The 18,666-nt window shown below is 72.4% G+C and carries 13 protein-coding genes; 8 read left to right on the forward strand and 5 right to left on the reverse strand.

Annotation, left to right across the window (positions count from 1 at the left end):
• Nucleotides 1-232 precede the first annotated feature (232 nt).
• Entirely contained in the window at nucleotides 233-2,560 is a 2,328-nt protein-coding gene (treY, locus tag GCU67_RS01860) for a malto-oligosyltrehalose synthase (RefSeq protein ID WP_163609384.1), read from the reverse strand.
• Nucleotides 2,557-4,665 carry a glycogen debranching protein GlgX gene (gene glgX / locus GCU67_RS01865; protein WP_163609385.1) on the reverse strand — a complete coding sequence of 703 codons (2,109 nt, stop codon included), beginning with the start codon at nucleotides 4,663-4,665 and terminating at the stop codon, nucleotides 2,557-2,559. Before glgX ends, treY begins: the two co-directional genes overlap by 4 nt.
• A 512-nt stretch (nucleotides 4,666-5,177) precedes the next feature.
• On the opposite strand from glgX, the gene uvrB reads away from it, so the two are divergent.
• The 4 genes from uvrB to GCU67_RS01885 all read left to right on the forward strand — a co-directional run bounded on the left by uvrB (nucleotide 5,178) and on the right by GCU67_RS01885 (nucleotide 11,226).
• The gene (gene uvrB, locus GCU67_RS01870; protein ID WP_163609386.1) at nucleotides 5,178-7,295 is read left to right on the forward strand and encodes an excinuclease ABC subunit UvrB; all 2,118 of its coding nucleotides are present in this window, start codon (nucleotides 5,178-5,180) and stop codon (nucleotides 7,293-7,295) included.
• A gap of 712 nt (nucleotides 7,296-8,007) precedes the next feature.
• A complete protein-coding gene (locus tag GCU67_RS01875) occupies nucleotides 8,008-9,153 on the forward strand; it encodes a TerC family protein (protein ID WP_163609387.1) in 1,146 nt (381 codons plus the stop codon).
• A gap of 150 nt (nucleotides 9,154-9,303) precedes the next feature.
• Nucleotides 9,304-10,395, forward strand: coding sequence for a TerC/Alx family metal homeostasis membrane protein (locus tag GCU67_RS01880; RefSeq protein WP_163609388.1), 1,092 nt, complete (start codon nucleotides 9,304-9,306; stop codon nucleotides 10,393-10,395).
• 57 nt (nucleotides 10,396-10,452) lie between these two features.
• Nucleotides 10,453-11,226 carry an MIP/aquaporin family protein gene (locus GCU67_RS01885; RefSeq protein ID WP_163609389.1) on the forward strand — a complete coding sequence of 258 codons (774 nt, stop codon included), beginning with the start codon at nucleotides 10,453-10,455 and terminating at the stop codon, nucleotides 11,224-11,226.
• 18 nt (nucleotides 11,227-11,244) lie between these two features.
• Here GCU67_RS01885 and GCU67_RS01890 read toward each other — a convergent pair whose 3' ends face one another.
• Nucleotides 11,245-12,489: a metal-dependent hydrolase family protein gene (locus GCU67_RS01890; RefSeq protein WP_163609390.1), complete on the reverse strand. Its 1,245-nt coding sequence runs from the start codon at nucleotides 12,487-12,489 to the stop codon at nucleotides 11,245-11,247.
• A gap of 74 nt (nucleotides 12,490-12,563) precedes the next feature.
• Between GCU67_RS01890 and GCU67_RS01895 the strand changes: the two genes are divergently transcribed.
• From GCU67_RS01895 to GCU67_RS01905, 3 genes are read left to right on the forward strand one after another with little or no spacing between them, the layout of a single operon-like run.
• Nucleotides 12,564-14,594, forward strand: coding sequence for a S9 family peptidase (locus GCU67_RS01895; protein ID WP_163609391.1), 2,031 nt, complete (start codon nucleotides 12,564-12,566; stop codon nucleotides 14,592-14,594).
• Nucleotides 14,591-15,577 (forward strand): DUF2891 family protein, encoded by a 987-nt coding sequence (locus tag GCU67_RS01900; RefSeq protein WP_163609392.1) that lies wholly within the window; start codon nucleotides 14,591-14,593, stop codon nucleotides 15,575-15,577. The genes GCU67_RS01895 and GCU67_RS01900 overlap by 4 nt, the downstream gene beginning before the upstream one ends.
• A gap of 45 nt (nucleotides 15,578-15,622) precedes the next feature.
• Entirely contained in the window at nucleotides 15,623-15,910 is a 288-nt protein-coding gene (locus GCU67_RS01905; protein WP_163609393.1) for a hypothetical protein, read from the forward strand.
• A 6-nt stretch (nucleotides 15,911-15,916) separates the two neighbouring features.
• Here the strand turns inward: GCU67_RS01905 and GCU67_RS22655 are convergent, their stop codons facing one another.
• Nucleotides 15,917-17,380, reverse strand: coding sequence for a LamG-like jellyroll fold domain-containing protein (locus tag GCU67_RS22655; protein WP_163609394.1), 1,464 nt, complete (start codon nucleotides 17,378-17,380; stop codon nucleotides 15,917-15,919).
• 47 nt (nucleotides 17,381-17,427) lie between these two features.
• Nucleotides 17,428-18,030 (reverse strand): hypothetical protein, encoded by a 603-nt coding sequence (locus GCU67_RS01915; protein WP_163609395.1) that lies wholly within the window; start codon nucleotides 18,028-18,030, stop codon nucleotides 17,428-17,430.
• 166 nt (nucleotides 18,031-18,196) lie between these two features.
• Between GCU67_RS01915 and GCU67_RS01920 the strand changes: the two genes are divergently transcribed.
• The coding region (locus GCU67_RS01920) for a hypothetical protein (RefSeq protein ID WP_211660590.1) at nucleotides 18,197-18,666 on the forward strand (470 nt) is incomplete at its 3' end.

Genomic DNA, 18,666 nt, shown 5'->3' on the forward strand with positions numbered 1-18,666 from the left:
GATAGATCGACAGGTCGACATCCGAGCGGAGCAGGGGTCGACAGTCGGCCGGACACCACGGGTCGCGGGTGTGCCCTCGATCACCCACGACCGATGGGGGCCCGCCCGGGAGAGGCCCGGAACACGCACCGGCCCCCTCGACACCGCGTCGAGGAGGCCGGTCACGCACTGTGGTCCCCTCGCAGGGGCCCGCCGCGAGCTCGCGAGTGGCGGGGGGCGAGGGGGGCCTTCCTCAGTCGCGGACGAGCAGCGCCACGGGCAGTGTCGACAGCAGCCCGGCCAGCGGGACACCCGAGGCGTCCGACACGACCCGGGCGCCGGTGAGCAGGTCCCGCCACGCGCCCGTGGACAGCGGGAGCGCGGTGTCGCCCCAGCTGCTCTCCGCCAGCCCGGCCGGGAGCCGGGTCGCCACGGTCACGACGCCGCCGCGGTCGAAGGCCACGACGTGGTCGGCCGCCGCCCCGGTGGCGGTCAGCGCGGTGTACCCGGCGAAGGCCTCCGGGTGGTCGCGGCGGTGCCGCAGCGTCCGGGATACGACCAGCAGCTTGGCCGCGCCGGTCTCGTCGACCTCGGGGACCCAACCGCCGTCGAGCCGCGTGAGCAGCTCACGGCGCAGGTCGTAGTCGACCGGACGGCGGTTGTCCGGGTCGACCAGCGAGAAGTCCCACAGCTCGGTGCCCTGGTAGACGTCGGGCACCCCGGCGATGGTCAGCTGGAGCAGCTTCTGCGACAGCGAGTTGCTGTACCCCAGCGGCGCGATCCGCTGCACGAACGCGGTGATCTCCGCGTGGGTGGTGGCGTCGTCGAAGGCGGCGTCGACCAGCGCGTGCAACTGGTCCTCGAACTCCTGCACCGGGTTGGTCCAGGTGGTCGAGGTGCCCGCCTCACGCGCGGCCTTCTCCACGTAGGCGTGCGCCCGCTCCTTCGACAGCGGCCAGGCGCCCACGAGGTTCTGCCACACCAGGTGCGCCAGCGAGGCGTCGGGCAGCGGGTGCCGGGCGACGAGCCCGCGCACCAGCTGCGCCCACTCCTCGGGCAGCTCGGCCAGCACCGCCAGCCGGCTGCGCACGTCCTCGCTGCGCTTGGTGTCGTGGGTCGACAGCGTGGTCATCGACGCCGGACGGCGCTCCGCGCGGCGCTGCTGCGCCTCGTGGAAGTCGGCCACGGTCGTCCCGAACTCCGCCGGGTCGCCGCCGACCTCGTTGAGGGCGACGAAGCGCGACCACCGGTAGTAGGCGCTGTCCTCGACGCCCTTGGCCATGACCGGCCCCGAGGTCTGCTCGAAGCGGGTGGCGAGCTCGGTGCCGGCGCTGCCCAGCAGCGGGTGCAGGGCGTCGACGGCGGCGGCCAGCTCCGGCCGCCGCGCCTTGACGGCGGCGACCGTCTCGTCCAGGTGCGCGCGGCCGTCGGGCAGGTAGCTGCGGTAGACCGGGAAGCTGGCCAGCAGCTCGGCCAGGCCCTCGGTGACCTGGTCGGCCTGCACGCCCGGCAGGTCGCCGACGATGCGCTGCAACCGGGCGACCTCCGAGCCGAGCATCCCGTCGGTGACCTCTCGCTTGCACATGCGCACGAGCTCGGCGTAGTCGACCGGGTGCCCGGCCAGCTCGGTGTCCAGCGCGGTGAACGCCGCCTCGCCGGCCGGGTCGACGAGCACCTCGTCGACCTCGGACAGCGCGTCGTAACCGGTGGTGCCGGCGGTCTTCCAGGAGTCGGGCAGCTCCTCACCGGGCTCGAGGATCTTCTCCACGACGGTCCACCGGTCGCCGGTGGCCTCCGCGAGCCGGTCCAGGTAGCCCTTCGGGTCGGCGAGACCGTCGGGGTGGTCGATGCGCAGCGCGTCGACCGAGCCGTTGTCCACCAGCTCGACGATCAGCGCGTGGGTGGCCCGGAAGACCTCCGGGTCCTCCACGCGCAGCCCGGCGAGGGTGTTGATGGCGAAGAACCGGCGGTAGTTGAGCTGGTCGTCGGCGCGGCGCCAGTCGACGAGCTCGTAGTGCTGCCGGTCGTGCACCTCCTGAGGGGTGCCCTCGCCGGTGCCGGGCGCGATCGGGAAGCGGTTGTCGTAGTACCGCAGCTCGCCGTCGACGACCTCCAGCTCCGACACGTCGTCGGCGCTGCCCAGGGTCGGGATGCGGATCTTCCCGCCGCCGAAGTCCCAGTCGATGTCGAACGCGTCGGCGTGCGCGCTGTCCCGGCCGTGCTGGAGCACGTCCCACCACCAGCCGGACTCGGCCGCGTCGGCCACGCCCATGTGGTTGGGGACGAGGTCGAGCACCAGGCCGAGGCCGTGCTCGTGCAGCTCGGCCACGAACCGGTCGAAGCCGGCCCGCCCGCCGCGCGGCTCGTCGATGTGCGCGTGGTCGGTGGTGTCGTACCCGTGCGTGCTCCCCTCCGCCGAACGCAGCAGCGGCGAGGAGTACGCGTGGGTGACGCCCAGGTCGGCCAGGTAGCCGGCCGCCGCCGCGGCGTCGTCGAGGGTGAAGTCGGCGGTCACCTGCAGCCGGTAGGTGCCCGCGGGCACCGAGCGCCGCCGGTTCGCGTCGGTGGCCGGCCGGGTCACGGAGCGGCCTGCAGGACGACCGTGGCCCGCGGCGCGAGGGTGAGGGTCTCGCCGGCCTTGACGGTCACCGGCTCGACCTCCTCCAGCTCGGAGCTGTCGACGACGACGGTCCAGCCCTCGGCGTAGTCGCTGCTGGGCAGGGTGAAGTCGATCGGCTCGTGGTGGGCGTTGAAGGCCAGGTAGAAGCAGTCGTCCACGAGGTCCTCACCGCGCTCGTCGGTCTCCCGGATGCCGTGGCCGTTGAGGTACATGGCCAGCGACTTGGCGAAGCCGACGTCCCAGTCCTCGTCGTCCATGACCTCGCCGGCCGGGGTCAGCCAGGCGATGTCCTGGACCGGGTCGCCCTCCTCGCGGCGCACCGGACGACCGTGGAAGAACCGGCGACGGCGGAACGTCGGGTGGTCGTTGCGCAGCTTGGTGACCAGCTTGGTGAACTCGAGGAGGCCCTCGTCGATGTCCTCCCAGTCGATCCAGGTGATCTCGTCGTCCTGGCAGTAGCCGTTGTTGTTGCCGCCCTGGCTGCGGCCCAGCTCGTCACCGTGCAGCAGCATCGGCACGCCCTGGCTCAGCATCAGCGTGGCGATGAAGTTGCGTCGCTGCTGCGCCCGCAGCGCGAGGATGTCCGGGTCGTCGGTCTCGCCTTCGACGCCACCGTTCCAGCTGCGGTTGTGGCTCTCGCCGTCGTTGTTGCCCTCGCCGTTGGCCTCGTTGTGCTTCTCGTTGTAGGAGACGAGGTCGTTGAGGGTGAAGCCGTCGTGGGCGGTGACGAAGTTGATGCTCGCCACCGGGCGGCGGCCCGAGCCCTGGTAGAGGTCGGCGGAGCCGGAGATGCGGGCGGCGAACTCGCCGATCGTGGCGTCCTCGCCCCGCCAGAAGTCGCGGACGGTGTCGCGGTACTTGCCGTTCCACTCCGTCCACAGCGCGGGGAAGTTGCCGACCTGGTAGCCGCCGTCGCCGATGTCCCAGGGCTCGGCGATGAGCTTGACCTGGCTGACGATCGGGTCCTGGTGCACCAGGTCGAAGAACGCCGACAGCCGGTCGACCTCGTGGAACTGGCGGGCCAGCGAGGAGGCGAGGTCGAAGCGGAATCCGTCGACGTGCATCTCGGTGACCCAGTAGCGCAGCGAGTCCATGATCAGCTGCAGCGACTGCGGGGTCGCGACGTTCAGCGAGTTCCCGGTGCCGGTGGTGTCCATGTAGTACTGCTTGTCGTCCTCGACCAGGCGGTAGTAGGCCTGGTTGTCGATGCCACGGAACGACAGCGTCGGGCCCATGTGGTTGCCCTCGGCGGTGTGGTTGTAGACCACGTCGAGGATGACCTCGATGCCCGCCTCGTGCAGGGCGCGGACCATCCCCTTGAACTCCTGCACCTGCTGGCCGTCGGTCGCCTGCGCGTACTCGTTGTGCGGTGCGAAGAACCCGATCGTGTTGTAGCCCCAGTAGTTGCGCAGGCCCTTCTGCAGCAGGGTGTCGTCCTGCACGAACTGGTGCACCGGCATGAGCTCGATGGCCGTGATGCCCAGGTCGGTGAGGTGCTCGATGATCGCCGGGTGAGCGACGCCGGCGTAGGTGCCGCGGAGGTCCTCGGGCACGCGCGGGTGGGTCATCGTCAGGCCCTTGACGTGGGCCTCGTAGATGACCGTCTTGTTGTAGGGCGTGCGCGGGGGCCGGTCGACGCCCCAGTCGAAGAACGGGTTGACGACGACGGACTTCGGCATGTGGGCCGCGGAGTCGTCGTCGTTCTGGGAGCCGTCCTCGAAGTGGTAGCCGAAGACCGACTCGTCCCAGTCGATCTGGCCGTCGATCGCCTTGGCGTAGGGGTCCAACAGCAGCTTGTTGGGGTTGCAGCGCTGTCCCTGGGCCGGGTCGTGCGGGCCGTGCACCCGGAAGCCGTAGCGCTGGCCGGGCTGGATGCCGGGGAGGAAGGCGTGCCAGACATAGGCGTCCATCTCCGGCAGCCGGACGCGCTCCTCGTTGCCCTGCTCGTCGAACAGGCACAGCTCGACCTTCTCTGCCACCTCGCTGAAGATCGCGAAGTTGGTACCGGTGCCGTCGTACGTGGCTCCGAGGGGGTATGCGGAACCGGGCCACACCTGGGTGGTCATGGGCTGTGTCTTCCTCCTGCGCTGGGTGGGCCCCGTGGTCTCGGGGCCGGGGACCGCTCGGACGCGGTCCTGTGGGGGTCGGCCACCGCATGCCCGCCTCGCAGCGTCCGCACACCTCGCGTGAGCAAGGACATGTGCGACGCCAGAGGCCGGCCGGCGGGGCTCGTGGGGGAGTCTGCCGGGCACGCCCGTCGGGACGGGTGGCGCCGTCCGCCGTCCACCGGGGGATCACCTCCCGGACACGACGACGCCCTCCGTGACCCGGTCACGGAGGGCGTCGTACGCAGTGCTCGAGGCGCGTCGGGCCACTGACCTCGCCCGGGGTCCGGGTGGCGCTGGTGGGCACCGTCGCGTGCGTGCTGCGGTGAGCACGGTAGGCCGCCGGGTGGCAGGTGATCAAGTCGGGTCGGCTGTGTCGCGCCACGTCGGCACACCATCCGTCCCAGGCGCAGCAGGAGTGCGCGCACGCGACGCGGGCCGTTCTGTCGCAGGGTCGTCGTACCGTCGTCCGCGTGACCGCATCAACCGAGCTCCGGCCCACGAAGGGCCGGTTCCGCGTCGTCAGCGAGTTCCAGCCCTCGGGCGACCAGCCCACCGCGATCAAGGCCCTCGCCGAGCGGGTGAACTCGGGCGCGACCGACACCGTGCTGCTGGGCGCGACCGGTACGGGCAAGTCGGCCACCACGGCCTGGCTGATCGAGCAGGTGCAGCGGCCCACGCTGGTCATGGCGCCGAACAAGACCCTCGCCGCGCAGCTGGCCAACGAGTTCAAGGAGCTGCTGCCCGACGCCGCCGTCGAGTACTTCGTCTCCTACTACGACTACTACCAGCCCGAGGCCTACGTCCCGCAGACCGACACCTACATCGAGAAGGACTCCTCGGTCAACGACGAGGTCGAGCGGCTGCGGCACTCCGCGACCAACAGCCTGCTCACCCGGCGCGACGTGATCGTGGTCTCGACGGTCTCCTGCATCTACGGCCTGGGCACGCCGCAGGAGTACGTGGAGCGCGCGCTGAAGGTGAAGGTGGGGGAGCAGCGGTCCCAGGAGGAGCTGCTGCGCACCCTGGTCACCGAGCAGTACACCCGCAACGACCTCGCCTTCGCCCGCGGCACGTTCCGGGTGCGGGGCGACACGATCGAGATCTTCCCGGTCTACGAGGAGCTCGCCTGCCGGATCGAGATGTTCGGCGACGAGATCGAGCGGCTGTACTACCTGCACCCGCTCACGGGTGAGGTGGTCCGCGAGGTCGACGAGCTGTTCGTCTTCCCGGCCACCCACTACGTCGCCGGCCCTGAGCGCATGGAGCGGGCCATCGGCAACATCGAGGCCGAGCTGGAGACGCGGCTGGCCGAGCTGGACCGGCAGGGCAAGCTGCTGGAGTCCCAGCGGCTGCGCATGCGCACCACCTACGACATCGAGATGATGCGCCAGGTCGGTTTCTGCTCGGGCATCGAGAACTACTCGCGGCACATCGACGGCCGGTCCCCCGGCAGCGCGGGCGCCTGTCTCATCGACTACTTCCCCGACGACTTCCTGCTGGTCATCGACGAGTCGCACGTGACGGTGCCGCAGATCGGCGGCATGTACGAGGGCGACATGAGCCGCAAGCGCACCCTGGTCGAGCACGGCTTCCGGCTGCCCTCGGCGATGGACAACCGCCCGCTGAAGTGGGAGGAGTTCACCGACCGCATCCACCAGAGCGTCTACCTGTCGGCGACCCCGGGGCACTACGAGCTGGGCAAGGTGCAGGGCGACGTCGTCGAGCAGGTCATCCGCCCGACCGGGCTCGTCGACCCGCAGGTGGTCGTGAAGCCGACGAAGGGCCAGATCGACGACCTGGTGCACGAGATCCGCGTCCGCACCGAGAAGAACGAGCGGATCCTCGTCACCACGCTCACGAAGAAGATGTCCGAGGACCTGACGGACTACCTGCTCGAGCTCGGCATCAAGGTGCGCTACCTGCACTCCGAGGTCGACACCCTGCGCCGGGTCGAGCTGCTGCGTGAGCTGCGGCAGGGCGAGTACGACGTCCTGGTCGGCATCAACCTGCTGCGCGAGGGCCTCGACCTCCCGGAGGTGTCGCTCGTGGCGATCCTCGATGCGGACAAGGAGGGCTTCCTGCGCTCGGCGACCTCGCTGATCCAGACCATCGGCCGGGCGGCGCGCAACGTCTCCGGCGAGGTGCACATGTACGCCGACAAGATCACCCCGTCGATGGCGCAGGCGATCGACGAGACCACCCGCCGCCGCGAGCGGCAGGTCGCCTACAACCTCGAGCACGGCATCGACCCCACGCCGCTGCGCAAGAAGATCGTCGACATCCTCGACGGCATCTACCAGGCGTCGGAGGACGCGGAGGGCGCCACCGAGCTGCTCGGCGGCTCGGGCCGGCAGCAGTCGCGGGGCAAGTCGCCGGTGCCGGGGCTGTCGTCGAAGAGCCGCGCGAAGGCCGGGTCGATCGACGTGCAGGGCCTGCCGCGCAACGAGCTGGCCGACATGATCACCACCATGAACGAGCAGATGCTCGCCGCGGCCCGGGAGCTGCAGTTCGAGGTGGCGGCCCGGCTGCGCGACGAGCTCAACGAGCTCAAGCGGGAGCTGCGCCAGTTCGACGCCGCGCACGTCTGACCAGGGCTGCGCAGCCGTCGACGTGGACCCCGGTGGCCAGGACCGCTCCGGTTCCGGGCCACCGGGATCCACGTGTCGAGGGGCCGACATGATCGCCACATGGTCGTGAGCTCGGGCTGGTTCGGGGTGCGCTGCGTGTTCGAGCACGAGAGCGACGACGCGGGCCACTCGTACGAGGAGCGGGTCACCCTGTGGCGGGCCGGCTCGTCCGACGAGGCGATCGCGCTCGCCGAGATCGAGGCGACCGAGTACGCCGGAGACGTCGGCCGGACGCGCTACCTGGGGCTCGCGCAGGCGTACGTCCTCGCCGACGAGCCTGGCCAGGGTGCCGAGGTGTTCTCGCTCATCCGGGACAGTGAGCTCACGCCGGACGCGTACCTGGAAGCTCTGAGACCGGCACTGAGTACACGCAGTGAGCGGGAGCGCCCGGTCCGATCACCCGTGCGAGGTCCTGGGCCCCGACCGTCGACCGTCGTCCAGGTTCCTCGCGCTGTCGGGAACTCGCTGGGGGCCTCGTCCGTTCCAGACTGTGAACCGGCCTGGTGCAGCGTCCATGACGCACGCCCTGGCCGTTCGTGGAGGGGAGTATCCCTGCGCGGCAACGTCGTCAACACGAGGTCCGATGACCTCCGGCGCTGCCGGTCGACCGATGAGGGTCGGCGGGAGAGACCTCCGGTACTGACACGCGCTTGTCTACCGGAGGTATCACCACATGGACGTCCCCACATGGGTCTGGGCGGCCACCGTCGCCGGCATCGTCGGGATGCTGCTGTTCGACTTCGTCGGTCACGTGCGCACGCCGCACGCCCCGACACTGCGGGAGTCGGCCACCTGGTCGGCGGTCTACGTCGGCATCGCCGTGCTGTTCGGACTCGGCGTCCTGGTCTTTGCGGGCGGGCAGTACGGCGGTGAGTACTTCGCCGGCTACATCACCGAGAAGAGCCTCTCGGTCGACAACCTCTTCGTCTTCGTGCTGATCATGGCCAGCTTCGGCGTGCCGCGGATCGCGCAGCAGAAGGTGCTGCTGTTCGGCATCACCTTCGCGCTGGTCCTGCGCACGATCTTCATCCTGGTCGGCGCCGCGGCGATCGAGAACTTCAGCTGGGTCTTCTACCTCTTCGGCGCGATCCTCATCTACACCGCCTGGGTCCAGGCCCGCAGCGGTGGCCACTCCGAGGAGGAGGAGGAGTTCAAGGAGAACGCCGTCATCCGGCTGGTCCGCAAGCTGGTGCCCACGACCGAGGAGCACCACGAGGACCGCATGACGGTCACGCTGCAGGGCAAGCGGTACATCACCCCGCTGGCCATCGCGCTGATCGCCATCGGCACCGCTGACGTCATCTTCGCCGTCGACTCGATCCCGGCCATCTTCGGCCTGACCCAGGAGACCTACCTGGTCTTCGCGGCCAACGCGTTCTCCCTGCTGGGCCTGCGGCAGCTGTTCTTCCTCATCGACGGGCTGCTCGACCGACTGGTCTACCTGGCCTACGGGCTGGCCGTGATCCTGGGCTTCATCGGCGCCAAGCTGGTCATCCACGCGCTGCACACCAACGAGCTGTCCTGGATCAACGGTGGTGAGCACATCACCGTCATCCCGGAGATCCCGACCTGGCTGTCGCTGGCGGTCATCCTGGTGACCCTGCTCGTCACGACCGTGACCAGCCTGCGGCACGACAAGAAGACGCGCGCCGCCCGGGCTGCGCGCGACGCCGCCATCCAGGGTCCGTCCGCGAAGACCGCCGCCCCGCGGCACGCCGCGCCGGACACCAGGACCGGGACGGCGACGGACGTGGCCGGGGCAGGCGCCGGGCACCCGGTCGACTCGGGCCGGCCGACCACCCCCGCCGGGCTCGACTGACCACACCGCACCACCGCACCACCGCACGAGCACCGCGGGCCGGGGACGACCGACGTCGTCCCCGGCCCGTCGTGCGTCCGGCCGGCGGCGGTCCCTGGGCGCGACTCGTTGGCCCGTGCACCCGGGCTCGAGCACGTAGAGTCGCCTCCCGTGGAGCTCCCCGTCTGGTTCGAGGTCGCGACGTTCGTAGGGCTGACCGTCCTGCTGCTCGCCGACCTCGCCCTCGTCGTCCGTCGCCCGCACGAGCCGTCGCCGAAGGAGGCGACCCTCTGGGTCGTGTTCTACGTCACGCTGGCGCTGCTGTTCGGCCTGGTCGTGCTGGCCGTCACGAACGGCACGTTCGCGACCGAGTTCTATGCGGGATGGCTCACCGAGTACTCGTTGTCGGTCGACAACCTGTTCGTCTTCGTGATCATCATGGCCCGCTTCCAGGTGCCCCGGAAGCTGCAGCAAGAGGTCCTGATGGTCGGGATCATCATCGCGCTGGTGCTCCGCGGGATCTTCATCCTGCTCGGTGCCGCGGTGATCGAGCGCTTCATCTGGGTGTTCTTCCTCTTCGGCGCCTTCCTCGTCTACACCGCGATCAACCTGGTCCGGCACCGCGATGAGGACGAGGACTACGAGGAGAACGGCTTCATCCGGCGCGTCCGCAAGGTGCTGCCGATGACCTCGGGCTTCCGCGAGAACAAGATCCGGGTCACCGAGAACGGCAAGAAGCTCTGGACGCCGATGATCGTGGTCTTCCTGGCGCTGGGCACCACCGACCTGCTGTTCGCCCTGGACAGCATCCCGGCGATCTTCGGCCTGACCCGCGAGCCGTTCATCGTCTTCACCGCGAACATCTTCGCGCTGATGGGCCTGCGCCAGCTGTACTTCTTGCTCGGTGGCCTGCTCAAGCGGCTGGTCTACCTGTCGCTGGGGCTGGCGGTCATCCTCGCGTTCATCGGCGTCAAGCTGATCCTCGAGGCCCTGCACGAGAACCAGTACCCCTTCATGGGCGAGCGCGAGGCGCTGGACAGCGTGCCGACGATCCCCACCTGGCTCTCCCTGACGGTCATCCTCGGTGTCCTGGTGGTCGCCACGGTCGCCAGCCTGCTCAAGACCCGCGGCCAGGTCGACGAGTCCGACGAGACCCCGGCCGGCGCCCCGGAGGTCGACACCGACGGCACCGGCCGCACCGCGCCGGCCGCCGGCCAGGTGCACGGCTCGCCGAGCGAGCCGCGCGGTGATCACCGAGACTGACGCGGCCCGCTGAGCAGTGGCGGCGTCGTCGTCACTGGAAGTGAGCACAACCGCGTCATGGCCGGCCTCTACGGCAGCAGCACCACACAGAACATCCCCCGGGTCGCGCTCGCCGAGCTCGTCGGGACCTACTTCCTCGTCTTCGCCGGCACGTCGGTGGCCGTGTCCGCCTCCCTGGGGCGGCCGATCGCCGGCGGGCCGGCGGACTCGCTGGCCGTCGCGCTGACCTTCGGCCTGGCCCTGGTCGCCCTGGTCAACGCCCTGGGGCACGTCTCCGGCGCCCACTTCAACCCGGCCGTCACCCTCGGGCTGGCGATCACCAGCAAGTTCCCCTGGACGTACGTGCCGGCGTACCTGGTGGCCCAGGTGGTCGGTGCCGTGCTCGCCAGCCTCACCGTGTGGGCGACCTTCGGCGACGCCGCCCGGGACGAGGTCGATCTGGCGGCCACCCTGCCGGCGGCCGACACAAGTCACGTCACCGTCCTGGCCATCGAGACGATCGTCACGTTCTTCCTCGTGCTGACCATCGTCTCGGTCGCCACCGACCCGCGGGTGCAGCAGTCGGTGGCAGGCCTGTCGGTCGGCTTCACCCTGGCCGTGTGCGTCCTCATCGCCGGCCCGCTGTCCGGTGGTGCGGTCAACCCGGCCCGCGCCCTGGGCCCGATGATCGTCTCCGGCCAGTTCGACGGCGTCTGGGCCTACCTGCTCGGGCCGCTGCTCGGCGGGATCGCCGCAGCAGTCTTCTACGCGAAGTTCCTGGCCAAGGGCGAGGAGCCCAGCCAGGCGGAGGCCGAGGAGGGCAGTGGCACCGGGGTCATGAGCGGGGACTGACCTGTGCCGGTGCGACCGTCAGCGCGGGGCGATGACCCCGCGCTCGACGGTCGCACCACCGGCGGCGACCAGCTCGCCGTCCCGCCACACCTCGCGGACCCGCCCGGCCAGCCCGGTCAGGTCGCCGGCGTCGCCGTCCAGGACGACGACGTCGGCGCGCTTGCCCGGCTCCAGGCTGCCCAGCTCGCCGGCGACGCCCAGCAGCTCGGCCGCCGACAGGGTGGTGGCGTGCCAGGCCTGCTCCGGGGTCAGGCCGCAGTCGGCCATCAGCCCGAGCTCGACCAGGTTGTCCCCGTGCGGCCCGACCCCGCTGTCGGTGCCCATGGCGACCTTCACGCCGGCCGCGATCGCCCGGGTCACCGACTCGTCGTGCACGGACTGCACGACGCGGGCTTTCTCGACCACGGCGGTCGGCAGCTGCGCGCCGCCGGCCACCGCGGCGAGGACGGCGCGCGGCGCGGCCAGCGTCGGCACCAGCCAGGTGCCGTGCGCCAGCATCAGCTCGATCGCCTCGTCGTCGAGGTAGATGCCGTGCTCGATGGAGCGGATCCCGGCCCGGACGGCGTTCTTGATCCCCTCCGCCCCCTGCGCGTGCGCCATGACGGCGACGTGCGCGGCGTTCGCCTCCTCGACCAGCACGTCCAGCTCGACCGGGCGGAAGTGCGGGTGGCGCGGGTCGTCGCGGGCGGAGAGGACGCCGCCGCTGGTGGCCACCTTGATCACGTCGGCGCCGGCCCGCAGCAGCTCGCGGACGGTGCGGCGCATCTCGTCGGGTCCGTCGACGATCGTGCGCGGCCGGCCCGGGTGCGGGCCCATCAGCGGGAACTCCGCGCCGCAGACGTGCCAGCCGTCGCCGTGCCCGCCGGTCTGGGACAGCATGCTGATCGCGATCTGCATCCGCGGCCCGCTGATCAGGCCCTTCCGCACGGCCTCGGCCACGCCCAGGTCGGCACCACCGGCGTCGCGCACCGAGGTGATGCCGAGGGCGAGCGTGCGGCGCAGGTTGTGCAGCGCCTCGTAGAAGCCGTAGCTGAACGGCGTCTGCAGCGTCCGCATCAGGTCGACGCCGCTCATCATCACGTGCACGTGGCAGTCGAACAGGCCCGGCAGCACGGTCGCGCCGGTGCAGTCGACGACCTCGTCGCCGTCCAGGCCGACGCCGACGGCGACGATCCGGCCGTCCTCGACGGCGACGTCACCGGCGGCCGCAGGGGCGCCCGTGCCGTCGAGGACCTGGCCACCGGAGAACACTCGTCGGGTCATGACGGCAGCCTAGGGCGTCACCCGTTAGCGGTGCTCATCATCTCCGCGCGTGCGGCCTGGGTTAGCGTGCCGTCATGCGGCCCACCGACCTGTCCCTGCTGCGCACCCCCGGCGTCGCTGCGGTGTCCCCGGACGGGACGACGGCCGTCGTCGCCGTCAGCCGGCTGGACCTGGAGGCCGACCAGTACCGCAGCCAGCTCTGGACCGTGCCCACCGACGGATCCGCGCCGGCCCGGCCGCTCACCCACGGCCACCGCGACTCCGCCCCGGCGTTCTCCCCGGACGGGCGCTGGCTCGCCTACCTCTCGGCCGGGCCCCAGGGCGCGCCGCAGCTGCACGTCCTGGCCACCGGTGGGGGAGCGGCCCGCGCGCTGACCGACCACCACCTGGGTGCGGGTGCGCCGGTCTGGTCCCCGGACTCCCGCCGGATCGCCTACGTCGCCCGGGTCCCCGAGGCCGGCCGTTACGGCACCGACCCCGACGTGGCCCCGGCCGCCGAGGCGCCCCGGCTGATCACCACGCTGAAGTACCGCGCCGACGGCGTCGGGTTCACCAGCGACCGGCGTCCGCACGTGTTCGTCGTCGACCTGCCGGCCGACACCGCCGAGGACCTCATCGAACCGGCCGCGCCGTTCCAGGTCACCGGCGGGGACGTCGACGACTCCGACGTCACCTGGAGCCCGGACGGCGCCGAGCTCGCGTTCGTCTCGGCCCGGCACGAGGGCGCCGACACCGACCGGGTCAGCGACGTGTACGCCGTCCGGCCCGACGGCTCGGGGCTGCGCCGGGTCACCGACTCCCGCGCCGCGGTCTCCCACCCCGCCTACGACCCGACCGGCACCACGATCTACGCGACGGCCGTCCCGGACCTGGGCCCGGCGGGCCGGGATTTCGTCGGCCGCAACTCCACCCTGGTCCGGGTGGACGCCGCCGGGGGACCGCTGGTGCCGCTGCTGGACCCGGAGGACCACGACCGCGGCGACGAGACGCCGGCGACGGTGGTGGCCGACGGGGCGGTGTTCCTCGGCGTCCAGCGCCGCGGCGCCGTCGAGCTGCTGCGGGTGCCGCTGGACGGTGGTGCGCCGGAGGCGCTGGTCGACGGGCCGTACACGGTGCGCGGCATCGGGGCCGGCGGCGGCGTCGTCGTGGCGACCGTCGCGCACGACCGGTCCGCCGGTGAGCTGATCGCGATCACCCCGGGACGGCGCCGGCTGCTCACCGGCTTCGGGGCACCCCTGCAGGCCACCGGCCGGCTGCACCGGATGCGGGAGACCACGGCCACCGCGCCGGACGGCTACCCGGTCCACGGCTGGGTCACCACGCCGCCCGGGCCGGGGCCGCACCCGGTGCTGCTCACCGTGCACGGCGGCCCGTTCGCCCAGTACGGGTGGACGCTGTTCGACGAGACGCAGGCCTACGTCGAGGCCGGCTACGCGGTGCTGATGTGCAACCCGCGGGGCTCCTCGGGCTACGGGCAGGCACACGGCCGGGCCGTCAAGGAGCACATGGGCGAGAAGGACGCCGACGACGTCCTCGCCTTCCTCGACGCCGCCCTCGCCGACCCCACGCTGGACGCCGCACGGGTGGGGCTGATGGGCGGCTCGTACGGCGGGTTCATGACCACGCTGCTGCTGGGCCGCACCGACCGCTTCGTCGCCGGCATCAGCGAGCGCGGGTTCAACGACCCGGTCAGCTTCGTGGGCTCCTCCGACATCGGGTTCTTCTTCCCCGACGAGTACGTGGGCACCGACCCCGAGCGGATCGCCGCCCAGTCGCCGATGGCCTCCGCGCACCGGATCACCACGCCCACGCTGGTCATCCACTCGGAGGAGGACTGGCGCTGTCCGCTGGAGCAGGGCACCCGGCTCTACGTCGAGCTCAAGCGCCGCGGCGTGCCGACCGAGCTGCTGCTGTTCCCGGGGGAGGGGCACGAGCTGTCGCGCTCGGGGACGCCGAAGCACCGTCGCGCCCGCCTGGAGCACGTGCTGCGCTGGTGGGGCCGGTGGCTGCCCACGTCGCGGAACACCTCCGCGGTGGCCGAGCTGCCGGCCGGGTCCTCGGCCGCCGGGCAGCCGCTGGCGGTCCAGGCCACCCGGCTCTCATGACCCCGCCGGAGCTGCTGGGCGCGGCACCGGAGCTGGCCGCGACGGCGCTGCGCACGGTGCAGGTGGAGTTCCCCAACGGGCTGCGGGTCGACTACGCCGCCCCCGGCGACGCCCCGCACCGGCCGCGGGACCGGCACCCGGCGTTCTACGGCAGCTACGACTGGCACTCCGCGGTCGAGATGCACTGGGTGCTGGCCCGGCTGCTGCGGGTGGCGCCGGCGCAGGTCGCCGCCGCGGAGATCAGGGCGGTGTTCGACGAGCACTGGACGCCGGCGGCGATCGCGGCCGAGGTCGCCTTCGCCGCGTCGTCCCCGGGCTGGGAGCGGCCCTACGGGTGGGCGTGGGCGCTGACCCTGCACGAGGAGCTCGCGTCCTGGTCCGACGACGGTGATCCCGACGCGCTGCGCTGGGCGGCGGCGCTGCAGCCGCTGGCCGACCACTTCCTCGGCGCGTACGCCCGCTGGCTGCCGGCCGCGACCTACCCGGTGCGGTACGGACTGCACCCCAACAGCGCCTTCGGGTTGCTGAGGGCGCTGCCGGCCGCCCGCCGGGCCGGTGTCGACGGGCTGCTCACCGACGCCGCCCGCCGGTGGTTCGGCGCCGACACCGCCGCCCCGCTGCGCTGGGAGCCCTCGGGCTCGGACTTCCTGTCCCCGGCGCTGACCGAGGCCGTGCTGATGACCGCGGTGCTCCCGGACCCGGCGCCCTGGCTGGCCGGGTTCCTGCCGGACGGCGTCGCGCTCACCCCGGCCGGGGTCGGCGACGCCGCCGACGGGCAGACGGCCCACCTGCACGGGTTGAACCTGAGCCGGGCATGGTGCCTGCGCCGGCTGGCCGACGCGCTGCCGGGGGACCGGTCGCGCCTGCTGGCGTCAGCTGCGGAGCACGCCGCCGCGGCGCTGCCCTTCGTGAGCGGCAGCCACTACACGGTCGAGCACTGGCTGGTCGCGTACGCCCTGCTGTACCTCGACCCGGCGTACTGAGCGCTGCGTTCGTCGGATGGGCGACCGAGGCCCTAGCGTGCAGGCATGGCGCTCATCTACCCGATCCAGGCCGACGCTCCCGAGCCCGACGAGGACTCGGAGCCCGCGTTCGAGGAGCTCGCCGCCGAGCTGTCCGACACCTGGCTCGTCCAGATCGAGGCCGACGAGGACGACGAGGGCGTGTCGTTCGGCCCGATGTCGGCACCGGCCGCCTTCGAGCTCGGCGTCGAACTGGACGACCGGCGGCCGGACTGGACGATCTCGGTCCTCCCGCTGCACGTGCCCGGGACGGCGGACGAGTTGATCGCCGGCTTCGAGGACGACGAGGACTGACCGGGGTCAGCGGACCGGGCGGTACTGGCGCGCGACCTCGGCGGCGGTGAGCGTGCGGTCGAACACCGCCGCCGAGGACAGCGAGCCGCTGAACCAGGGGTTCGTCGGCTTGTCCGGCCACAGGCCGAGCTCGCCCCCGCCGAAGCGCCAGAAGGACCCGGCCATCGGCTCACCGGTGGTCTGGGCGGCGTTCGCGGCGACCTCCTGGCCGTCGACGTACAGGCGCATCCCGGTGCTCCCGAGCGTGGCGGTCACCAGGTGCCACCGGCCGTCGGCGTAGGAGGTGCCGGCCGGGCTGCTCACCGTGTGGTAGGTGCCGCGGTAGACGCCGAACACCAGTGCGCCGGCATCGGTCATGTAGACGTGCCGGTCGTACTGGCCGGCCCCGGTCTCCTGGCTGTTCACCCCGAAGAGCCGGCCGCCGGGCGCCGAGGTGCGGAACCAGACCTGGGTGGTGAAGACGTCCGGGGCGGCCGACGATCGGGCGGTGCTGATCCAGCCGGTCGCACCGTCGAGGGTGACCGCCGCGACCGGGCCGTACCCGCAGTCCGGGCCGGCCGCGCCCAGCACGACGCCGCCGCGGTAGGTGCCGTTGCCCTTGTTGGTGCGGCCGGGGACCGAGACGGTGCCCGTGTTGTAGGCGGTGGTCCCGGTCGTCTCGCGGAGTGCGTAGAACCGGGCGGCCGGAGCGGCCGACTCGTCGATGCAGCCCCAGGCGAGCACCGAGTCCATCGTGATGCTGTTGCCCGGGTCGGTCGTGCTGGCCGAGAAGGTCGCCCCGGCAGACGTGGGCGGGGTCAGCAGCAGCGGGCAGGTGGCGACCAGGACGCCGGTCACAACCGTGCGCCGGACGAGTGGGGTGCGGCGGGTGCTGGGCGTCGCGTGCCGACCGGGCCGGCGGGGGCGCGCCGGAACCGGTGCCCCGGTCCCGGTGCCGCACGGGGCCGGCGCGCGGTGCCATCCGGCCGCAGCGACCAGCGCGACCAGCGCCCCGGCGGCCGCGGCCAGCGGGAGCCAGCGCTGCCCGGCGGCCCAGACCACCGGCAGCCCGACGAACGGGACGCGCAGGACGCCGGCGCCGTGGACGGCCGAGGGTGCGACGAGAGAGGTGTCGGGGTCGGCGTTCGCGTCGCCCTGCAGGCGCAGCCCACCGTCCTCGATCGCGGTCAACCGGTGCAGCCGCGCCGCACCGGGCCGGTCGGGGTCGTCGACGAGCAGGACGCGGCCCACCTGGGGGGTACCGGTGACGGGACGGACGACGACCACGTCACCGGCGACGACGGCGGGGGCCATCGACCCGCTCATCACCACGGTCGTCTCCCAGCCCAGCACGACGGGGAGCTGCGACCAGAGGAGCAGCCCGACCAGCAGCGTCAGGGCGCCGCGGGCCAGGGTGGTGACCGCGACGGCGACCCAGCCGTCCCGGACCGCGCGGCCGGCGGACGGGCCGGCGTCCTGCGGTGCGCGCACGGGTCTCTCCTGGCTCATCGGGTCGGGTCGGGTCAGGGGTCGGGCGCTCAGGGCGCCGTCGACCTGACCTCCCAGACGAAGGTCATGGTCGCGGTCGAGTCCTGGGTCGCGTTTCCCGCGTTCGGGTCGACCCGGTAGGTGACCCGGTAGGTGCGCTGCTCGCCCACGTCGCCGGCGAGCGTCCACGCCGACCCGCCGGCGCTGTACTCGGTGGGGTAGCCGGCGAGGGTGCGCGAGAAGACCGGCGCCCCGGCCGGGGCGCTGAAGTCGGAGCAGTCCACGGCGGTGCCGGTGCCCTGGACGACGTCGAGGGTGATGTTCTGGGTCAGCAGGAGGGGTCCGGTCAGCGCGGCGCCGTACAGCCGCACCTCGCCGGGCACCGAGCCGTCGGAGGTGACGGTGAGGCACCGGCTGTCGCTGGCGCCCGGCCACAGCTCGTCGGCCTGGAACAGCGCGCTGGCGCGGTCGGTGCTCAGCTGCACGCGGCCGGTCGTCCAGGAGTTGCCCTCGTTCTCCGCCCGGGCGCTGAAGGCGGCGTAGGACGTCGACCAGGTGAGGACGCCGGACAGCAGCAGGCCGACGACCGCCGCGACAGCACCGCCGAGGCGGGCCGAGCGGCGCGGGGGTGGTGCGGCGCGGTGGGAGGTCACGGTGCGTCCTGAGGTCGGAGGGAGCCGGCGGCCGGAGCCGCGATCGGGTCGTGTGCAGGGGCCATCGGGCTCACGACAGGTGTTCGTGAGCCGCAGTCCCGTGGCCTCACCCCTCGGGGGGACCCGTCCTGGCACGATCACCGGCACACGACGGGGAGGCGGGCCGATGCCCTGGACGGCGCTGCGCTCGTGGCGCCAGCGGGTGGGTGGCCTGCCCCGGCGGCAGCGCCGGCTCGTGGTCGCGGCGGCGGTGGCCGGGTGGCTCGCGGCGACCTACGGCCTCCTGGTGGCACTGCAGGCCGCGGTCGGGGACGACCCGGTGGACCTACTCCAGCCGCTCGGCCCGCTGGCCGGCACGCTGGGCGGCACCACGCTGGGGCTGCGGTGGCAGCGGCGGCGGACGGGCGGAGGCGACCGACAACGGCAGCTCGGGGCGGCGCTGCGGTCCCGGCGGCTGCCCGCGGACGCCGACCCGGCGGTCTGGCGACCGCTGCTGGCGGGGGAGCAGCGCGCCCTGCGGCGGCTGCTCGTCACCGGGTCGGGGGCACTGGTGCTGCTGGTGGTGCTGGTCGTCGTGCTGGTGGCGACCCTGGCCGGGGACGCGGACCTCGGACACCTGGCCGTCGGGGGCGGGCT

The sequence above is a fragment of the Modestobacter muralis genome, assembly GCF_010682105.1.
GTDB lineage: Bacteria > Actinomycetota > Actinomycetes > Mycobacteriales > Geodermatophilaceae > Modestobacter > Modestobacter muralis.